Annotated in this window: 21 protein-coding genes and 1 tRNA gene; 12 read left to right on the forward strand and 10 right to left on the reverse strand. The window is 40.9% G+C overall.

The genetic code is table 11. The features are described from left to right. The first annotated feature begins 79 nt into the window (after window positions 1-79). Both INE92_RS24145 and INE92_RS24150 read left to right on the forward strand, forming a co-directional pair. Window positions 80-460 (forward strand): hypothetical protein, encoded by a 381-nt coding sequence (locus tag INE92_RS24145; protein ID WP_015532999.1) that lies wholly within the window; start codon window positions 80-82, stop codon window positions 458-460. A 35-nt stretch (window positions 461-495) separates the two neighbouring features. Further along, a complete protein-coding gene (locus INE92_RS24150) occupies window positions 496-1,353 on the forward strand; it encodes an IS3 family transposase (protein ID WP_015533000.1) in 858 nt (285 codons plus the stop codon). Between the two features lie 474 nt (window positions 1,354-1,827). Here INE92_RS24150 and INE92_RS24155 read toward each other — a convergent pair whose 3' ends face one another. The 4 genes from INE92_RS24155 to INE92_RS24170 all read right to left on the reverse strand — a co-directional run bounded on the left by INE92_RS24155 (window position 1,828) and on the right by INE92_RS24170 (window position 9,047). Further along, window positions 1,828-2,622, reverse strand: coding sequence for a LytR/AlgR family response regulator transcription factor (locus tag INE92_RS24155; protein ID WP_004305425.1), 795 nt, complete (start codon window positions 2,620-2,622; stop codon window positions 1,828-1,830). Between the two features lie 5 nt (window positions 2,623-2,627). Beyond that, on the reverse strand, window positions 2,628-3,695 hold the full coding sequence (locus INE92_RS24160; protein ID WP_004313051.1) for a sensor histidine kinase: 1,068 nt from the start codon (window positions 3,693-3,695) through the stop codon (window positions 2,628-2,630). A 70-nt stretch (window positions 3,696-3,765) separates the two neighbouring features. After that, complete coding sequence (locus INE92_RS24165) at window positions 3,766-4,659, reverse strand: efflux RND transporter periplasmic adaptor subunit (protein ID WP_004301142.1); 894 nt, start codon at window positions 4,657-4,659, stop codon at window positions 3,766-3,768. Window positions 4,660-4,721: 62 nt separating this feature from the next. After that, a complete protein-coding gene (locus tag INE92_RS24170; protein WP_195436584.1) occupies window positions 4,722-9,047 on the reverse strand; it encodes a CusA/CzcA family heavy metal efflux RND transporter in 4,326 nt (1,441 codons plus the stop codon). 210 nt (window positions 9,048-9,257) lie between these two features. Here INE92_RS24170 and INE92_RS24175 point away from each other — a divergent pair, with 210 nt between their 5' ends. After that, the gene (locus INE92_RS24175; protein ID WP_117684886.1) at window positions 9,258-9,800 is read left to right on the forward strand and encodes a glutathione peroxidase; all 543 of its coding nucleotides are present in this window, start codon (window positions 9,258-9,260) and stop codon (window positions 9,798-9,800) included. Here INE92_RS24175 and INE92_RS24180 read toward each other — a convergent pair. The 3 genes from INE92_RS24180 to INE92_RS24190 all read right to left on the reverse strand — a co-directional run bounded on the left by INE92_RS24180 (window position 9,778) and on the right by INE92_RS24190 (window position 11,693). Continuing rightward, the gene (locus INE92_RS24180; protein WP_004323622.1) at window positions 9,778-10,296 is read right to left on the reverse strand and encodes an NUDIX hydrolase; all 519 of its coding nucleotides are present in this window, start codon (window positions 10,294-10,296) and stop codon (window positions 9,778-9,780) included. The genes INE92_RS24175 and INE92_RS24180 overlap by 23 nt on opposite strands. A 44-nt stretch (window positions 10,297-10,340) precedes the next feature. Then, window positions 10,341-11,561 (reverse strand): S-adenosylmethionine:tRNA ribosyltransferase-isomerase, encoded by a 1,221-nt coding sequence (locus tag INE92_RS24185; RefSeq protein WP_195436583.1) that lies wholly within the window; start codon window positions 11,559-11,561, stop codon window positions 10,341-10,343. Window positions 11,562-11,618: 57 nt separating this feature from the next. Next, window positions 11,619-11,693: transfer RNA gene (locus INE92_RS24190), tRNA-Pro, on the reverse strand. A 456-nt stretch (window positions 11,694-12,149) separates the two neighbouring features. Here INE92_RS24190 and INE92_RS24195 point away from each other — a divergent pair. The 5 genes from INE92_RS24195 (at window position 12,150) to INE92_RS27040 (ending at window position 16,935) form a co-directional block, all read left to right on the forward strand. Further along, window positions 12,150-13,397 (forward strand): site-specific integrase, encoded by a 1,248-nt coding sequence (locus INE92_RS24195; protein ID WP_004311019.1) that lies wholly within the window; start codon window positions 12,150-12,152, stop codon window positions 13,395-13,397. Between the two features lie 10 nt (window positions 13,398-13,407). Continuing rightward, window positions 13,408-14,193, forward strand: coding sequence for a helix-turn-helix transcriptional regulator (locus INE92_RS24200; protein WP_032856120.1), 786 nt, complete (start codon window positions 13,408-13,410; stop codon window positions 14,191-14,193). Window positions 14,194-14,244: 51 nt separating this feature from the next. Beyond that, complete coding sequence (locus INE92_RS24205) at window positions 14,245-15,252, forward strand: phage/plasmid replication domain-containing protein (RefSeq protein ID WP_004311017.1); 1,008 nt, start codon at window positions 14,245-14,247, stop codon at window positions 15,250-15,252. Window positions 15,253-15,464: 212 nt separating this feature from the next. Next, window positions 15,465-16,037, forward strand: a complete 573-nt coding sequence (locus INE92_RS27035; RefSeq protein WP_004311016.1) for a tetratricopeptide repeat protein — start codon at window positions 15,465-15,467, stop codon at window positions 16,035-16,037. Window positions 16,038-16,587: 550 nt separating this feature from the next. Next, window positions 16,588-16,935, forward strand: a complete 348-nt coding sequence (locus INE92_RS27040; RefSeq protein WP_224262958.1) for a hypothetical protein — start codon at window positions 16,588-16,590, stop codon at window positions 16,933-16,935. A gap of 268 nt (window positions 16,936-17,203) precedes the next feature. Here the strand turns inward: INE92_RS27040 and INE92_RS24225 are convergent, their stop codons facing one another. The 3 genes from INE92_RS24225 to INE92_RS24235 all read right to left on the reverse strand — a co-directional run bounded on the left by INE92_RS24225 (window position 17,204) and on the right by INE92_RS24235 (window position 18,885). Further along, window positions 17,204-17,368 carry a hypothetical protein gene (locus tag INE92_RS24225; RefSeq protein WP_157758044.1) on the reverse strand — a complete coding sequence of 55 codons (165 nt, stop codon included), beginning with the start codon at window positions 17,366-17,368 and terminating at the stop codon, window positions 17,204-17,206. A gap of 126 nt (window positions 17,369-17,494) precedes the next feature. Next, window positions 17,495-18,289: an Nmad3 family putative nucleotide modification protein gene (locus INE92_RS24230; RefSeq protein WP_004311015.1), complete on the reverse strand. Its 795-nt coding sequence runs from the start codon at window positions 18,287-18,289 to the stop codon at window positions 17,495-17,497. Further along, entirely contained in the window at window positions 18,286-18,885 is a 600-nt protein-coding gene (locus tag INE92_RS24235; protein ID WP_004311014.1) for an Nmad2 family putative nucleotide modification protein, read from the reverse strand. Before INE92_RS24235 ends, INE92_RS24230 begins: the two co-directional genes overlap by 4 nt. Window positions 18,886-19,093: 208 nt before the next feature. Between INE92_RS24235 and INE92_RS24240 the strand changes: the two genes are divergently transcribed. Genes INE92_RS24240 through INE92_RS24255 form a run of 4 tightly spaced genes read left to right on the forward strand, consistent with a single transcriptional unit; the run spans window position 19,094 to window position 19,972 of the window. Further along, the gene (locus tag INE92_RS24240) at window positions 19,094-19,303 is read left to right on the forward strand and encodes a hypothetical protein (RefSeq protein WP_004311013.1); all 210 of its coding nucleotides are present in this window, start codon (window positions 19,094-19,096) and stop codon (window positions 19,301-19,303) included. A 17-nt stretch (window positions 19,304-19,320) separates the two neighbouring features. Continuing rightward, entirely contained in the window at window positions 19,321-19,524 is a 204-nt protein-coding gene (locus INE92_RS24245) for a hypothetical protein (protein ID WP_004311012.1), read from the forward strand. A 17-nt stretch (window positions 19,525-19,541) separates the two neighbouring features. After that, a complete protein-coding gene (locus INE92_RS24250; RefSeq protein ID WP_004311011.1) occupies window positions 19,542-19,745 on the forward strand; it encodes a hypothetical protein in 204 nt (67 codons plus the stop codon). A gap of 17 nt (window positions 19,746-19,762) precedes the next feature. Beyond that, entirely contained in the window at window positions 19,763-19,972 is a 210-nt protein-coding gene (locus tag INE92_RS24255; protein ID WP_004311010.1) for a hypothetical protein, read from the forward strand. Window positions 19,973-19,975: the final 3 nt, after the last annotated feature.

Raw genomic sequence — 19,975 nt, forward strand, 5'->3', positions numbered from 1 at the left:
CATATAAATATAAGCTTGTATGTAAATAGAAGTTTGTAGTGTACTAAATAAGTTGACACTTCTTAAATGCGAAATTCCCATGAAAGAATTAAAAAAGAAGTACACTCCTTACACAGAATCCGAACGAATGTCTTATATTCGTGAGTATTTATCTACTTCGGAAACGAAGTATCAGTTTGCCAAACGTACCGGTATTTGCCGTCGTCTGCTGATTCTTTGGCTTGATAAGTATCATATAAATGATAAAGTTATGAGTACAGACCACCCCTCTTTCAACAAATACTCTGCTGAGTCTCTCAATGAACTGGAGAAAGAACTCGCTGCATTGCGTGCCGAAAATCGCAAACTTCAGCGTGCTCTTCAGGAGGAAAGTCTTCGTCATGAAGCTTGTGAGGAATTAATAAATCTTGCTGAGTCAACCTATCACATCAAGGTTCGAAAAAACTCCGATGCCAAGTAATCGATACCTTGTCACAGGGGAACTCTGCCCGTCATATGCGCGGTAGGCTACAGTTCCTCTGTGATTACTTCGGCATAACCAGACAAGGTTATTATAAGCATGTCAACAGAAAAAAGGAAATAGACATCCTCACATCAAGCATTGTGTTGTATTGTAATGAGTTACGTAAACTTATGCCTAAGGCTGGTATACGTGAACTCTATGCATGCTGTCTCCGCAAGTTTGGTGTCAGGATGGTCATTGGGCGTGATCAATGCTATAATATTTTTCGTGCTAATGGCCTGTGTCAACGTGTCAGACATGTGAGACCAAAGACAACAAATTCTAATCATAATTATTACATTTATCCGGACTTGCTAAATGTTACTCCTAAATTTGTAGCTGACACATTCGGTTCAATGGTTGTAGCGGACATAACCTATGTTGCCACGTACCAGGGATGGGCTTACCTGTCTCTTCTTACCGATGCGGGCAGTCGGGCGATAGTTGGATATGCCCTGTGCAAAACACTTGAAGCGGAAGGTCCCTTAAAGGCACTGAGGATGGCTATAGACTTTTACAACAGATACAATGTTGATTTGAGTAGTCTCATACACCATTCTGACCGGGGAGTGCAATACTGCTCAAACCTGTATGTGGATATGCTCAAGAAACATCATATCAATATTAGTATGACGCAGTGTGGAGATCCGCTACATAATGCCCTGGCTGAACGGATGAATAACACGATCAAGAATGGGTGGTTGTTTGACTGCGAAGATGACAGCTTTGAACAGTTGGATAAACGTATAAGCGACGCCATATATGCATACAATTATGTTCGACCCCATCAAGGTATACAAATGAAAACACCGATGGAACATATTCGTAAGTACGCGGAAAAAGGTAGTTGAAGTCCCGCTCGTCGGGACGGGTGCTCCCGCCCCTTGCCGCGAGGGCGATCCCCGAGCGAAGAGTTTTTGTTGTTTAATGAAGTTTACAGCCCGAAGTCTTGCATTTATAAGAAAAGATACATATGTTTGCAACATCTTTAATATGACAACTTATTAAGGAATTACAAAGGGACAAGTAAACTTATTTAGGTTTTAAAATATATTGAGTTAACTAACTTAGGTATAACAAACGAAGTTGTCAACTAAATCCAGTACAGTACAGTTTCAACAGGGGATACCTTTGGTTTCAAGGCGGGAAACTTTAGTTTCCATTAGGGGAAACTGCAGTTTCAGAGGCTTGAAACTAAAGTTTCTAAGGCTTGAAACAAAGTGTTTTACTACATGAAACTGTTTGTTTCAAGCGTTGAAACCAATCGTTTCACGGCACGAAACACTTTGTTTTGCTATTTGTTCTAAGAAGGCAATGTCTCGGAATCAACGTTTTCTCTTAGAGAACCACTCTTTAAACTCTGCTACTCGGGCTTTGCTGACAAGTATTTTTTCTTTGATTCCTGAATAATACAAGTTGATGGACAGGCGGCTGTTGAACCATAAGTCAATATCTTTGATAGCTTCTCGCGAAATAAGATATTGGCGGTTAGCCCGAAAGAAAAGAGAAGGATTGAGACACTCCGTAAGTTCATCTAATGTTTGAGAAAAACAGTATTCGGTTTCATCGGTTAAGACTACTTTTACCTGACAGTCCTTAATATAAAACAATTGTATCATATCTACAGAAACGGGCAATAGTTTGTCTCCTTTGCTAGGAATAAGGAAATGACTTTTATAGTTTTCCTGCTTTTGGAGTGAATGTATCAGTTTCAGTAGCTCATTCTCCTGTTGTGGAAAGGGGAACTGGTGTTTGTCAGCAGCATCTTGTAAACCTTGGAGCTTATCGAAAGCGTGTTCTATGTCTTCCTTACCGATGGGTTTTAATAAGTAGTCGATGCTGTTTACTTTAAATGCGCGTAATGCATATTCATCATAGGCAGTTGTAAAGATAATCGGACAAGTAATATTGATATGATTGAATATCTCGAAGGCGGAACCATCTGCCAGGTGAATATCCATGAATACCAGTTCCGGCATCGGATGAGAACTGAACCATTCGATAGTGGAACTGATACTATCCAGTATGGTCACGATTTCTCCATTCGGTTTTATCTCATTCAGCAGTGAAGTCAGGTTTCGTACTGCTGCTTTTTCGTCTTCTATAATGACAATCTTCATGGTGATTATTGTTCTAGTTGTGATTTTTCAATCAAAGGAATACAAACTGTAAACTCTCTGTCCTCCGTTATTTGTATATCCCGTTTAAACAAGAGCCTGTATCGCTTGGCAAGGTTGGCAAGTCCGATGCCGGTTCCGGAAGTTGCAGTCCATTTGGGCTGAATGTCGTTGCTGATAGACAAATTGCCGTTATCGTCCGTCGTGATATGAATGGTCAACGGCTTCCGGTTGCTGATTTCGTTGTGCTTTACTGCATTCTCAATCAACACTTGCACCGCCATTGGAGGGAGGAGATATTCTTCGTAGGCATTGCTTATCTGTATGTCGAATTGTAGATTGTTCTCAAAACGCATCTTTAATAGAAATATATAAGCGGAAACAAATTCCATTTCTTCCCGGAGACTGACACATTGTGACTCATTACTTTGCAAAGTATACCTTAGTACCCGGGAGAGTTCCTGAATGTAATCCTGCGCTTTATCCTGATTTTCGCGTACCAGCGAACGCAGGGTATTCAGCGAGTTGAACAGCATGTGTGGGTTCAGCTGATTCTTCAGTACTTCATACTGATTGCGGAGATTCTCTGCCTGAAGCTGTTCGTTCTCGATAAGTACCAGTTGCTGCTTGAATATAAGATGAATGATGCAGCAACTACTGGTGACGAGACATGCCACAATGAAATCTCGCAATGGATGCAAATAATGATGTACCATGGCATCGATGGCCGGAATATCAAACGTTCTGTGAAGGAAAACAAAAAACTGTCCTGACAAGTTACTCAATATCCATGTCACGATAAAGGAAAGCAAAATCTTTGTCCCTGTAATTTTAATGGAAGCCTGATTGAAATGAAACAAACGGGTATTGATGGCAAAAAGTAACAATAGCGACAGAAAGGTAAACAGGATTTCGTTTGCCACATCTATAAACTTCATCCCCGGGAATAAGGAATGACTTTCGAAACGGTCGAAAAGAGATACTGATTCAGGAAAATGAATCAGTACAGCAACCGCTAAGGAGATGATGACTGTGGAAAGTATATACTTATCTTTTTTTATTGCTTTGGCTATCATACAACAAAGATAGTGGTAAATTATGAGTTACCGGTTATAAAATGTCAATGCTGTTGTCACAGTTGGTCAATTATTGTTTCTGAATGTGTGCCGTGACATACATACCGGGGCGGAATTGTACATTTTCCTCCTTGATGGAAGCATACACTTCGAGCGAACGATTGGTTTCGTCTACTTTTTGTCCGATGGAAATCACGATACCGTGAAAGGTTTGTGTCCCCATTCCGTTTACACGAAACTGTACCGGGCTGCCGACTTGTATGTCTGCAAGATCTTTCTCGTAAGTAGTCAGGCAAAGCATCGGGCTGCTTTTATCGATAAGTTCGCAAAGTGCTTCTCCCGGATTGATATATTTGCCGATGTTCATCGCTACATTAGCGGCATAACCACTAATAGGGGCTTTGACTTCCAGTAGCGGTTGTATTCCGTTCTTAAGTAATGCCTCCGTTTGAACGCCTAAAAGAGAAAGTTGTGCAGCAGCGGCGTCCTGGCGACTCTTCATGGAGAGAAAGTCCGCTTTACTTTGCTGGAATTTCTTTTGAGAAGCTGCTTGTTCGGCAGACAGATTTTTTTGCCGTTCGTATTCAGCTAAGAGATATTCGGTCTGTGCGTGACTGTCCAGATAAGTTTGTTGCAGGGTGATGAACTCCGGATTCTCTAACGTAGCGATTACACTGTTTGCAGCCACCCATTGCCCTGGAAGCAGAGAAGCCTTTTTTACAATGCCTCCCATGGTTAAAGCAATGGTTGCCTGACGTTGAGGAGGAAGAACGATTCGTCCGTTGAACGAAACCTGATTAGGCTTTGAGGTAGCTGAAGTGATGGCATCCACTTCGGGTTGTGCGATGGTATCTGCTATCGTTTCGGCAACGGGAATTGCGGCGGATTCGTTATTTGTAGTTTGCTGGTTTCCTTTGCAAGCCGTTAGAACTAGTAAAAGGATGGGATAAACTATCTTTTTCATATCTTATGTTTTATAATAATTATTCAGGGTGATGTATGTCATTCAATGTCTCGATTTTCCACCTACTTGAAAAGTTCATATTCCAGTGCAGCAATATTGTATTGGTAGACTGTTTCAATATAGCCTCTGCGTATCTCTCTGGCGGTGGTAATCGACTGTATATATTCGGCAATGCCTGTTTCGCTCTGCTGCAATTGCAGGTTGGCTGCCTTTGTCAGTTCGTCCGCTTCTTTCAGGGCAGAAGATGTATAATATCGTAAACTCTCGTTATATCTGCGGAGGGATGCTTCCAGTTCGAGTGTCTTATTTCTTAACTCCCGGATGTTGGCATCTGCCTGTATTTGCGCTGAAGTGGCGGTTAGCCGTGCCTGCTTCACTTTGCTCTTTTGTGGCAGGAAGTAGATGGGGAAAGAAACCCCGATCATCCAGGCATTCAGATTCTTAAGTGGGAGAATGTCCTGACGTGTATACCCCACACTGATTTCAGGAAAGAAATGGCTCTGCTCTACACGAAGCATTGCTTTCGCTTCATCTGCCTGGCTTTGAAAGTAGGCAGTATGTGCTCCCGACAGGTTTCCATCCGAAATGCCGGTATAGAATAAGGATAAAGTGGAATCCACCGGAACAATGGGATCGTTGGAATAGCAACTCCATTGGAAACGTGCCAATGCCATTTTCTCTTCTTCTTTTGCTTGGAACCAGCGGTTATGCAGATCGGCAGCTATGGTGGTCATCATATTTTTTTCGAGCAAGGTGATTTCTCCTTGTTGGTATCGTAATTCTCCGATGCGCTGCAGCTCTTCTGCCATTTTATCCTGATCCCGATACATTGAACAGAGATTAGTGGCATATTGGTAGTAGGCCCACGCCCTTTTCACTTCTGCTGTGATTTCTTTCTCTACCTTCTGCCGATAATAGGTGTTCGTTTTTACCTGATGGTTGACTAACGCATTCTTGTAGAATGGCGTTAGAAGGGAGCCCAGGCTTTGCTCGAAAGCCAGTTCCTTGTCTTTTTTGTTTTCTCCGTTAAGTTGACCCCAGGAATAGCTGAACGAGGTAGGCGTTGCTTCTATCACTTCTCCGCGAGTAGCTTTGGCTTGTTGAATAGCATTATTGGCTATTTTCAGGCGAGGATGATTTTGTTTGGCTATTTCTATCGCCTGTTCGAGACTGACTGTTTGTGTCTGTTGAGCGGAAACGAACGCGGGAAGAAACAAGAACAGGAGACACAATCCCCCGAAAAGCCAGCGCAGTTTGATTCCCGGACGTCTCCAGATAGCAAATGAATTTACAATTTTGTAAAACACCGGAATGATGAGTAAAGTCAGTACGGTAGAAATTATCAAGCCACCGATGACCACTGTTGCCAACGGACGTTGTACTTCTGCGCCGGCTGAAGTGGCTATTGCCATCGGGACGAATCCCAGAGATGCAACCAGTCCTGTCAGGAATACAGGACGGAGCAAGTGTGGAGTCCCTCTTTTGATAATCTGGTTTGTAGTCATGGAATAGGTATTTTGTTTACGAAGTTCGTTGAAGTGATTTACCATCAGGATACCATTCAATACTGCTACCCCGAACAAGGCGATGAATCCTACTCCGGCCGATATGCTAAACGGGAGCCCGCGTAGCCAAAGTGCGGCGATACCACCGATGAGCGATAGGGGGACGGTTGAAAAGACCATCAGGGTATAGGTGATGTTTTTGAATGCGAAGAACAGAATCAATAGAATGAGCATTAATGCCACGGGGATGACTACCAGTAAGGTATTGATGGCATTTTGCAAGTTCTCGAACTGGCCGCCGTATTCGAAGTAATATCCCGGCTTCAGTTTGATGTTCTTGTTCAGTGTCTCTTGAATATTGGCGACAACTTGCTGGATATCTGCGTCACGCACATTGACACCGATGACGATGCGCCGTTTGGTTGCATCCCGGTTGATTTGCAGTGGCCCACTGACAAGGTCGATGCTTGCTACCTCTCCAACAGGGATTTGAATTCCTTCCGAAGTGCGTACAAACAACTTATCAAGATTCAAGTCGGCCACTTTCTCCTGGTCAAGCCGGACCACGAGATCGAATCTCCGTTCGTTTTCAAAGATTACACCTGTTGACTCTCCGGCATAGGCAGTTCGGATAATGGTGTTAAGCTCTTGTATGTTGATGCCGTAACGGGCTATTTTGCCACGGTTGTATTTCACTACTAATTGGGGTAATCCCATCGTCTGCTCAACGATGACATCCGCTGCTCCCGGCACTTTTTCTACAAAGGTAGCTGCTTCTTTGGCTCTTTCATATAATTCGTGCGTGTCTTCTCCATATAATTTGATGGCAATATCTGCTTTTGCTCCCGTCATCAGCTCGTTGAAGCGAAGCTGTATCGGTTGCGAGAAGTTGAATTCGGCACGTTCGGAGAGCGGAGCAAGTGCGTCTTTCATTTTATCCACCATTTCTGCACGGCTTCCGGCACTTGTCCATTCTTTGAATGGTTTCATGATAATCATCACATCGGCATCTTCCACTGCCATCGGGTCAGTGGGAACTTCTGCCGTTCCTATTTTGGCTACCACATGTTTGATTTCAGGGAATTTATCCATTAATGCTTTCTCTGCCAAGCGGGATACTTCGATACTTTCGGTCAGCGAACTTCCTGCGGGTAGTGTCATTTGCATGGCAAAATCTCCTTCGTCCAAAGTAGGAATGAACTCTGCTCCCAGGCGGGTAAAGAGAAAAAGTGAACCGATCAGCACGGAGAAGGCTACGATGACGGTACGCCATTTGTGATGAAGACAGGCTCGCAGGGTGTGCTGGTAGATCTTGTTCAGTTTCTCGAAGAAGCGGTCGGCAAGGGTGGGTTTCACAACAATGGTATGCTTCAGAAAGAGGGAGGCCATCATAGGAACATAAGTCAGTGAAAGAATTAAGGCTCCGATAATGCAGAACACAAGTGTTTTAGCCATAGGAGTGAAATATTTCCCTTCAATCCCGTTCAATGTAAGGATGGGGAAGAAGACGATAAGGATAATCAACACTGCAAAAGTGGCCGAACGTGCAACGCCGGAAGCTCCTTTTTCCACTTCTTTGTCCATCTCTTTGCGGGTCAGTGTGCGGCCTCGGAATTGTTTTCCGTAAATGTGGGCGAGGATACCTTCCAATATAACGATAGAGCCATCTACTACAATACCAAAGTCAATGGCACCGAGACTCATTAGATTGGCGGTGACATTGAATACACGCATCATGATAAAAGCGAAGAGCATTGCCAGCGGGATGACGGATGCTACAATCAGTCCGGCACGGAGGTTGCCGAGGAAGAGGATGAGTACAAGGAAGACGATAACCGCTCCTTCAATCAGGTTGTTGACAACCGTAGAGATGTTTCGGTTTACCAGTTCCGAACGGTTCAAGTAAGGTTCTATACTGACTCCTTCGGGTAATAGCTGCTGTATTTTTTCTACCCGTTTTTCGAGTTCTTGAGTCACTACATTTGCGTTGGCACCTTTCAGCATCATGGCAATTCCGCCGACACACTCGCCCTCACCATCCTTTGTCATGGCACCGAAACGCTTTGGAGAACCGAAGCGGACAACTCCTACATCACTGATATGTACCGGAATCCCATTCCGGTTGGTCACTACGATCTGTTCAATATCCTTGATGCGGGTAATCATACCTTCCGACCGGATATAGTAGGCATTCTTTATTTTCTCAATGTAACTTCCGCCGGTATTTTGGTTGTTGCTGCTAAGTGCTTCGAATACCTCGCCGATAGTGATATTCAAAGAAAACAGGGCGTCCGGATCGACGGCTACTTCATATTGTTTCAGGTAACCGCCGAAACTATTGATTTCTACTATACCGGGTATACCGGACAACTGACGTTTCACCATCCAGTCTTGAATGGTGCGGAGTTCCATTGCGTCATATTTCTTCTCATATCCGGGAGCTACCTTCAATATATACTGGTAAATCTCTCCCAAACCGGTGGTGATGGGCATCATCTCCGGTGTTCCGAGTTCGGAGGGAATCTCGCTTGTTACGCTTTGTATTTGTTCATTTATCAACTGTCGTGCATCGAGTGTGGGGACACTTTCTTTAAAAACGACCGTTACGACCGATAGCCCGAAGCGGCTGACAGAACGGATATCTTCGACATTCATAATATTGCTCATCGCTATTTCGATAGGCATAGTGATGAGTTGTTCCACCTCTTGTGGTGCGAGTGTAGGGGATACGGTCACTATTTGTACCTGATTATTGGTAATGTCGGGCACGGCATCAATAGGTAGTGTCAGCATCGCATAGATACCTCCGATAAACAGGAAGAGAGTAGTGAGTCCTACAAATAGTTTCTTCTTGATTGAAAAACGTACAATAGCTGTAAACATGACTTTCGTTGTATTATTATTTCACGATACAAAATTACTACCTATCTTCATCCGTTATCACTAAGAATAAATGAAGCGGAAAGATTGTGGGGTGAAGTGACGGATTGGGGAATTGAAAGATGTAAAATCATAGCTCTTGTTTCACTGCTGGACAAACATTTCTTTCAGTTTACTCGTTTAATATAAAAACAAATTAAATGTATATTCAACATGAAAACATTCGTCTTGATGATGGTAAGCCTGTTGTTTGCAATTTCTTCGGAAGCGCAAAACAAGTCTTTTTATGATTTTACAGTGAAAACTATTGATGGTAAGGACTTTCCTCTTTCTTCACTGAAAGGTAAGAAAGTGTTGGTAGTCAACGTGGCATCTAAGTGTGGGCTGACGCCCCAGTATGCTCAACTGGAGAAACTATATGAGAAATATAAAGAAAAAGACTTTGTTATTATCGGTTTTCCGGCGAATAACTTTATGGGACAAGAACCGGGTAGTAATGAGGAAATAGCCAAGTTCTGTTCTTTGAACTATGATATTACTTTTCCGATGATGGCTAAGATTTCCGTTAAAGGAAAAGATATGGCTCCTCTTTACCAATGGTTGACGGAGAAAAAACAGAATGGAAAAGAAAACGCACCGGTTCAGTGGAATTTTCAGAAGTTTATGATTGATGAGAACGGACATTGGGCGGGAGTTGTGTCTCCGAAAGAAAGTCCGTTCTCTGAAAAGATTATTACTTGGATAGAGAAGGAATAAGGGATACTTTTTTCAGCTCTTCTTCGAAGTTGGGAGTGAAGATTCCTTTACCCAGATTTTCTTTTATTTCTTCGATCTTCCAAAATCGTCCACCGTCCAGTTCGTCGCTGGGATGGATTTCTTCCTCATAAACGGTTTTGTGGACAAAAACAAGCTCTTTTTCACGGCTGGATTCAAAAACATAACTGGTGAGAAGCTCGGGGGTGAAGTCTGTGATGCCCAATTCTTCACGGACTTCTCTCTTTAGGGCGATTTCTACGCTTTCGCCCAAATCAATATGTCCGCCCACAGCCGTATCCCATTTCCCCGGTTGAATATCTTTCCATTCGGGTCGTTTCTGTAAATAGATGTCTCCTTGGGCATTGAATACGTGAAGGTGAACTACCGGATGAAGCAGTTTGCTACCGCTGTGACATTCTCCGCGAGTAGCGGCTCCGGTGATATTTCCCTGTTCGTCTACGATAGGGAACATTTCCTGGTTATTATCGCTTGGCATAGTGTCTTTTATATTGGGTGAAATCTTACGGAGAGGAGAATATCTTATGGTATTAATAAAGAAGAATCTCCATAACTTAGGAATCGGAAATCATGCGCCAGTGCATAATCATAAATTGTGTGCCAATTCCCTTTTACAAAAGCTGAAACCAAAAGCAGCAAGGTACTTTGCGGCTGATGGAAATTAGTAACCATCGCTTTTACTATTTTATAATTGTATCCCGGTGCTATGATAATCTGTGTACTGGTGTGAAGGGTTTCCAAACCATTCCTGTCGAGATATCCTAATATCTTTTGCAACGCAACAACGGGAGGAATCTGGTCGTACTTTTCATAAGGCTGCCATTGTTTGACACGTAGTTCTTCTTCCGTAGCATACGGATTTTCAGCCAATGTAACTCCAATGTGATACAGGCTTTCCAGAGTCCGTACAGAAGTAGTCCCTACTGCAATAGCACAACCGTCATGGTCAATCAGTTTTTTGATGGTACTCCGGTTGACCGATATATATTCCGTGTGCATTTCGTGACCTTCGATTTCTTCACTTTTTACAGGTTTGAATGTGCCTGCTCCTACATGTAGAGTTAATTCTTCAAGATCAATCCCTTTTTCTTGAAGTGCATCCAATACTCGTGGAGTAAAATGTAATCCCGCCGTAGGCGCAGCTACCGAACCTTTAATCTTAGAATAAACAGTCTGATAAGTCTCCTTGTCACTTTCTTCCGTATCCCGGTTTAAGTAAGGAGGAATAGGAAGTTCTCCGAATACTTCAAGGATATCGGCAAACGTCACTTCCGGATTATCCCATGCAAAATCTACCCAATGGCTGGTTCCTTTACATTCTCCTCGGGTAGCGGTCAGGGTAATAGGGAATCCTTTGACGGTCATTTCGCGTTTCAACTGTCCGTCTTTCCATTTCTTCAGATTGCCGATCATGCAAAGCCAGGCGGCATGTGCTGTCTGTTGGAAATTCAAGACATAATCGTTTGGCTGGATCGGTTCAAGACAAAACACTTCGATCAGTGCTCCCGTCTCTTTTCGAAAATGGAGGCGCGCCTGAATGACTTTTGTATTATTGAATATCATCAGACTGCCTTGCGACAGATATTCCGGCAAAGAAGTGAAAACATCTTCACTGATTTCTCCACGACGGTATATTAAGAGTTTGGACTGGTCGCGGGTAGGCAACGGGAATTTAGCAATACGGTCATCCGGAAGAGGATAACTGTATTCACTGATATGGATATGTCTAGGATCTTCTTTCATTGTTTTCTAAAATAAAAAGAGGTTAGAACCCATTCGGTTTCTAACCTCTTTAACCAGTCGGGGTGACTGGATTCGAACCAGCGACCACACGCCCCCCAGACGCGTACTCTAACCGGGCTGAGCTACACCCCGAATTGCGGATGCAAAAGTACTGATTAATTTTTAATTAGCAAATAAATAGTGTGAAATTTGTTTCCTTATTAAATGGATTGTTTTACTAATCGTTTGATTTATAGTGAAGTGCGTGTAGGATTATTTGTGCTTTGTTATTCCGATAATGGGGCTGGAAGAGAGAGTGTTTCCCCACCCTTATAATTTCTATTAGTATTTATTTACCTCTATAATTTGCTTTTGGTTGTAGTAATTTGGATAAAACGTGTAATGAATAAGTAATGATTATGTAATCGATAAAGTAGTGCAGCATGTTATAATAATAGATGGTTAATAATTCTTAATATTAGAAATATGATTACTTTTCATTGTGGAGCGATGCGAAAAATGTAAATTTAGTCGTCGAAAATCGTCAAAAATGCACGAGTTCACTTTTGCAATGTGCGTATATACTACATAACTAAATAAAAATAGAATATGAAAAATATGAAAATTATGCTCTATAAGAGCAACCAAAAGAGAGATGGAAGTTACCCTGTGTGTTTGCGTATTTCTAAGGATGGGAAACGGAAATATATCAGTTTGGGGCTATCAGCGCAAGGGGTGCAGTGGAATGACGATGCCGACCGTTTTAAGAAAGATAAGCGTGTATGTCCCAATTATGAGAGGGATAATTTGTTTCTGAACTCCTGCGAGGAACGTGCGGGGAAAATTTTGTTGATGTTTGCGGAAAAGGGACAAAATTGGTCGCTAATTCAATTTGAAGAAGAGTTTTGCTGTAAGAATAGGGGAAATAGAATAAATGATATTTTTATTGAACATATAGACCTTTTGAAAGCTACTGGTCATATAGGAAATGCTAAAAAGTTTGAAGGCACTCTTAGAATGTTGGAAAAGTATGATAAGAAAATAAAGGAACGGACTTGTGCGGAAATTGATTTTAAGTATGTGACTGGATTTAATGCGGCATTGGAAAAACGGGGGTGTTGTGGCAATACCCGAAGGATTTATTTGAAACCTTTAAGTGTGATACTAAATAAGGCTATAAAGGAAAAGAAATGCTCTTTAGATACCTATCCGTTTGGGAAAGGTGGTTTTGAACTGGGTAAATTGTCAGAGGTAACGGAAAAAAGATATTTGCTTCCGCAAGAACTGGAACTTATAAAAGAATCACCCCAGGAGGATTTTGTTTTGGAGCGTGCCCGCAGACTCTTTCTGTTTTCCTACTATTGTTTTGGAATGAGTATGGTGGACATGGCGAAATTGACTTCCGCTAATATTAAAGTATTGGCGACGGGTGAACATATTGTGTATAAAAGACACAAAACGCAGAATGCCAAAGAAATGAAGCCCATAATAATAAAGATAAATGAACCTATAAAGGAACTGTTGGATTGGTTTAAATCGAACACTCCTTTAATGGGGGACTATCTTCTTCCTTTAATAACCAAAGATTATGGTGAAGAAGAATTATGGTACGAGCATAGACGTACGAGATACAAAAGGATTAATAACAACATGAAGAAACTTGGTGAAAAATTAAATATTGGAATAAAACTGACCACTTATGTTGCCCGTCATACAATGGCAATGCAGTTACAGGGAAAGAATGTTCCACGTGAGGTTATCAGCCAAGTAATGGGTCATGCCAATATTGACACAACGGCTACATACCTCGCAAGTTTTGATACTAGCATATTAGACAGAACAGTAAATTTATTATAACTACAAAACAATGAAAAATGATTGTATCATGCCTCTGGGCAGCTTGATAAACAAGTTGCTCCGAGGGGAAGCGGATGAATGGTGTGAAACGGATTTTGGGTTTTATCTTGAAAGTCTGACACATGGTGATAAAAAAGAACTAGAACAGGTGCTGGAAACTGTTGATGAGGCTATTGTCAACTGGAAAAGTTTTTCTTTTATTTCCCATTATGAGGATAAAATAAAAGAATGGGAAGAGGGCAAATGTAGTATGGACGAAGTGGATGAATTGTATTTCGAAGAGGAATCGTGGCGGAAAGAGGGGAAGAGACTGTTAACAGCCGAAACTTTGTATGCTGCTATATCCAGTAGGGGTTTTATAAATGACTATCACCATGATGCGATGGAGAAGGCATTGGACAATAATGATGTCCGATACTTAAAGACGGATTGGGAAAATATGGTGTTGGCTCAAATAAGGTCGTTACGGGAAACTATTTGTAGTATGCTAGGTTCAGTACCGACGGCTGTCAAAAACGAGCAACAGAAGAACAATAGACCGTTAAAACGGATAGAAGATTATCCGGAGGTGTTTGGTGTAGACCTTTGTTGTGAATTGACAGGCTATGCAAAGCATACGATTTATAAACTGACTTGTGCAAATGAGATACCTTGCTGTCGTTCCGGTAGCAATGGACGTAAATTGAAATTTAGACGTGATGAAATCAAAGAATGGCTGACAGCTCGGAAACAGGAAACGAATGAGGATTTTGTCAAAAGGATGGAAGGTCAGTTGGCGGCACGTTTTCGTAAATAGTAATAAACTCAATTATGTACAAGTTTTTATATACATCTAAATTTAATAGTCATGTATGATAAAGTCAAGTTGGTATTACATGCCCTACCAATAGGGTACAATTGGCAATCAGTCTTAAGCCGTATAGTTGCGTATTCCTACCGTGCTGACGGTACAGGTGGTTTGGGGTGGTGGCATGGTCGTACTATTATAGCTACAGAAACGTGTGTGTCATTCGAGGGTAGTCTTCCTAAGTCTTTATGGGGTCACAATACGCATACTATGTCATTGAATGATGTTGAGTGTTGTATTATGATGTTAAGTGAGGACTTGGGAGTACCTATGTATGATGCAGAGGTGGAGTATGTAGAGTTTGCTCATAACTTTGAAATGTCGCAACCCCCTGTATTTTATTTAAGGAAGTTAAGTGGAATAAAGGGGTTCACTCCTAATGATTGGGCTGAAGGTAAGGGTGGAACTGTATATTTCGACAAAGAGGGTGTACGGGTAAAGTTCTACGATAAAATATCAGAGGCTAAAAAGAAGAAAGAGTTGCCCAAAGTGGGTAGAAGTAGTCTACCGGAGTATTTATTGAGGTATGAAATTACGCTTAAAAAGAAGGAGCTGTTTAAGTTGTTTAGAAGAGAGATTACAGCCGGTGAATTATGGGACAAACGTGTATTTTGGACGTTGGTTGCGGAGTGGTTTGGCTATTATGAAGATATGGAGAAGCTGCCTAATGACTGCTTGGATGTGGATTTTAATATTTTTGAGAGCGCCAAGGACTTTGATAAATGGTGCATTTGTATAGCAATCGCGGGACAAAACTTGGGTTATTATGTGAAAAACGTTCTATTTAAGTTGCGTAAAAATCCGCAGCCCGAAGACAGAGTTCGACACGCTCAGTTCCAAAAAAGAATCCAGGATGCGTCAGAATGGGGGAAAAATCATTTGGTACTCCCCAGTCTAATATTGGAGTTGACCGATAAGATTGAACACTATCTTACTTGGCTGTTGGAAAGTTCAGAAGACGGCATGAGTATAGAAGAGGAGCAACGGCTATTTTATCAAGTCAATTGATCGTCTTATGGAAGCGAATAGAAAGAATTGGGGTGTGACCTATGTTATTGGATATTCCCAATTAATTTATTTCAAATAACAGGATTAAAAACAGGCTCTAATATGAGGAATATATGTAAGAGCACCAATCTTATACGTGATATGCCATGTATATTAGTGCATTCTAGGAAAATATAATTATCAATATTGTGTAATTTTTAAATTAAGAAAATATGAAAACTAATTTAAGTAAAGAAATGGATTCAGAAATGTTGTTTGATTTGATAAGAAAAGCTAATAGGGATAAAGATGCAGCTTTTGAGTTGGGAGCAATGTATCTGAATGGAAATAAAGTTTGCCAAGATACACAAAGGGCAATCTTCTATTTTCAACAGGCAAGTAGATTAGGGCATTCGGGTGTTGAAGCTATATATGCTTACCTGTATAAATGTGGTGCTCCTAATTTTGAACCAAATCTATTGAAGGCTGCTGCGTGCTTTGAGTATGCAGGACTGTACGCCAGCGATGATGTTGAAATGGATGAACCCTTATTGTGGGAGGCTGTCAACCTGTGGCTTTATGGTGGAGATAAAGAAACTCCGCTAAATGAAGAAAATGGTGTTGAACTCTTGGAAATCATGTGTGAAAGAGGAATGCCCTATGCCATGTTTTTAATGGGGGAAGCCTATGCAAAAGGATTGTGGGGGAAAAACAAGGATGAAGATGTAGCTAATGAATGGTATCATAAATCTGCGGAGCTAGGTTGTGACGCTGCTAAGGGGGCGTTAACTGATCTGCCGTTTTAATGACAACTGATTAAAGTTTTAGCGGAGGGGTTGGATTTATTCGACCTCTCCGTTTGCTTTTGTATAGTTGTAAAATTGCTGTTAGGATGCTTTGCTTTCCCCCTTTTGTCTATTGTTCAAGTCAAATCTTATATATAACTCCTCTATTGGAAGCGTATTGCCTCTTTTATCCCTTGCAGGCATAATTTACTCGGTAAAGGGACAAAATGGTTAATATCGCTCTAAAACGAGCCTCTATGATTAAGTGTGTGATGAGGCTATTGTTGGGGTATCGATAGGCTATGTAGGGTTCGTTCTTAATTCGTTTTATAGATTTGGGAAAATCTACTCTATGTGACAATATCTTGTAGTAATGTAGCTCTGTAATGGCGAGAAATCTTTGCTTTTGTCCATGGATTTGTTATATTTGCATTGTCAAAAGATGGTAGTTTTGCACAAGGAGGGATGGGGGAAATGAACGAAGATGTTAGCCCCAAATATGTGTGTAAAGTACTACGAGTAGATAATTTACTTATTAAACCGGATATTGTTAAAGATTACGCAATGTATTATGAGTAAAATGACAGAAGAGGTAACTCGGGCGATAGCCACGAAGTTTCTAGACGGAGACGAGGATTTTGAATTGATTAAAGAGGAAAACTACAAAAACTATGTAGTCTATTTTGCAGCTTATAAAGAGGCGAACGGGAATACAAATTACGGACGTCCTATTTATATACTGATTGATAAATTGGGTAAAGCCCGATACGCCACGTACGAAGAAAATCATGAAATATTGATGCGTTCGAACCCTACCGAGGAGAGGTTGAGAAGGAAGAGGATGAAGAGGTTAAAGAGGTTGAGAAGGAAGAGGAGGATGAGGAAGAGGACTAGTAGGATTACCACCTATGTAAGTTGATGTCCTAGTTTATAATTTGCTTTTTATATTTATTATCAGGTCAAATCTTATATATAACTTCTCTATTGGAAGCGTATTGCCATTTTCATTCTTCAAAGGTATAATTTATTCGGTAAGGGGATAAAGTGGCTAAAACGCTTTAATACGAACTTTTGTGTTTGAGTCTGTGCTGAAGCTAATTGTGAGGTCTCAATAGCAAAAGTGATAAAAAGGACATAGAAAGCCTCATCGAAGCCTCCCTCTAAATGTCTAGTGACGCATTGATCTGTCAGTCCTCCTCATTACTACTTTCCAATTCTTCTGATTGGCTACGTATCAACAATTCATGTTGCTCGTTGCTATCTGCATAACGGACGTTTCTTAATTTGTCTATTAATACATAAATAGGAAGTCCGACATTTGCATATTCGTCAATTCCTTTTGGAAAAGTCAAAAAGACGGTGTTATCTTTCTAATTGTCTAACGGTATAAGTTCAAATTCGTCACTGTCTTTAAGGAACTTTCTGACTATTGTTTCCACATTCTTGTCTATAATTGTTGTTGGATATAAATGTTTTTATTATTGAATTATGTCTTTTATCCATTCCAAAGCGTTGTCATTTGCTTCAAAAACAAATTCTTGCCCTTTGGCTGCGGAAATAAAACAGTCCTCTTTCCAGGAATTTGCATTATAGCTTATTGGAATTTGCCGGAAAAAATCGGGTAAATTCCATACTCTCCTGCTGCATTTTTCTTTAGTAAGTACAAGCCTGTTTGAAAACTGCAAACATCCGGCTCCGGATAGTTGTGGTAAAAATGAAAGTTTGGAAGGAGCCGTATAAATGACATTTGGACTGTTCCATCTTTCCATTTTTGCATGTGGGTGTCCGTTTAACCATGCGGGGATATTGGTAGGAGTGTCAATGATTTCTCCTACTTGAAGATAGCCGTATATAACATGCCAATCCGGAGCGTCTTTTTTATAACGTAATTGTCCGGCAATGTACTCCGTTTGCCTAAACCAACCAAAGAATAAAAACAAGTCACCGATTCCCACTCCCTGTTTTTGTAGGTGTCGTAATGCGGTCTTTTCCTGTCCGAATGTAGGCTTCCACCCTGTTGGTCTATCCTTTATTTCCTCTCTGATATCGGGGTCTAAATGACAGTTATATTCTTCTTTTATTTTGTTGTTGGGGTTTAAAGTATGGATGATATCGTAATATGAACTATTGCCATAGTATAAATCTCTATACTTTGTTTCCATATCTGTTTTTGAGGGTATCGGCAATGACAGTAATGTCCCGCCCGGCAATATTGGACTGGGCATTCTACCATATTGGGAATCAAATCCTTTTCTACTTAGTATAACTTTCATTTGGCGTCAGTGTATTTGCATAGTTCAACATGTTGTTTGACGTAGTTTATAAATTCTGCGGCATCCTTTGTTATTACTCCATAGCTTGTTTGCACTTTAGGAATGTTGGGACGTAACACAACAGGGATATCCAACGGGGACAAACGACTGAAATAATAAAATTCTTCACAGATAAGAACATATTCCCCTCTCAAATCCTTGTCCATTTTGTCTTTTCCATGGAAGTTGTTTTCTATCTGTATAAATTCTTTAGGGTTAGTCAGGTTTGGTTTATATATGTTGTCTCCATAACGTTGTATAACTTTAGTATCTTCTGTTTTTACAGGTCGTTTTTGTTCATACTTTTCCCAGTATTCAGCAAAAGAAAGTTTTTGTGTCACTTTTGCTAAATAGACAAGTTTTTCTTTTCCAACTTCGGTCGGACTGTCCTTTAGTTGTTTTGAAGTCCATCCCGCAATCCAGTTTCCTATTTTGGTGTTGCGACGCATTGCAGGCTTACATGTTGCAAGTGTCAGTACTCCAAATAAAGGGTTTGGAGCAAAACGGTTGTCATGCTTCATTTTATAACTGTACAGTTTGTAATCTGTAGTTTCCATATTTGTTGGTGTTAAGAGTAAATATTGATATTTAGCTTTTATTTCCGACGAATATATCAAATATTATCTTAAAAAACGATATAAATGGGATATTTTTAATTATATTTGTCGTAATAAGTTTGTGTTGATGCTTCATCTGTGTAGATATGAAGGATAATGGGGAATTTAGTTTAGCAAGTTTATGTATAATCAATGCAATTATATTACTATGGTAGAAAAAGACAAAAACAACATTGAAAAGTCCTACACGCTTACAATTTTCGAAAGCGACAAGGAGTTCAAACGCATGTATCAAGCCGCATCACCCGAAAAGCGGAAAACGATGGGTTACGATGTGCCAAACGATGCTACTGACCGTGACTTGGAAATCACCCGTGCAAAGAACGAATGGTTACGTGATGGTAACCCCGTAGATTAATCTAAAGGAATTACACTATGACAAAGAAAGACAACATTGAAAAGTCTTACAAACTGGAAATTTCAGAAATGGACAAAGAACTTAAACGCATGTATCAAGCCGCATCACCCGAAAAGCGGAAAACGATGGGGTACGACCTACCAAACGATGCTGATGCAGAGGATTTGGAAATTACCCGCATGGCGAACGAATGGTTACGTGATGGTAAACCCGTAGATTAATCTAAAGGAATTTCACTATGACAAAGAAAGACAACAACATTGACAAATCTTACGATTTTGGTAAAAGTGAGTTTAACCGAAAAATGAAAAAGATATACCAAGAGCGAGAGGCTAAAGGTCTTCCAAATAGTGTGGATATACCAAACGACGCAGATGCGGATGACTTGGCACGCTTAAGAGCTTTTGGGGAATGGTTGAGCGATGGGCAACCCGTAGATTAATCTAAAGGAATAACACTATGGCAAAGAAAGAAGAAAACAACATTGAAAAGTCCTACGAATTTGTAATTTACGAGGGTGATAAGAAGTTCAAACGCATGTACCAAGCCGCTTCCCCCGAGGAACGCAAGAAGTTTGGTTACGATGTACCAAACGATGCTGATGACGCAGACTTGGAAATTACCCGTTTGAAGAACGAATGGTTACGTGATGGCAAACCAGTAGATTAAATT

The organism is Bacteroides xylanisolvens, assembly GCF_018289135.1.
Lineage (GTDB): Bacteria > Bacteroidota > Bacteroidia > Bacteroidales > Bacteroidaceae > Bacteroides > Bacteroides xylanisolvens.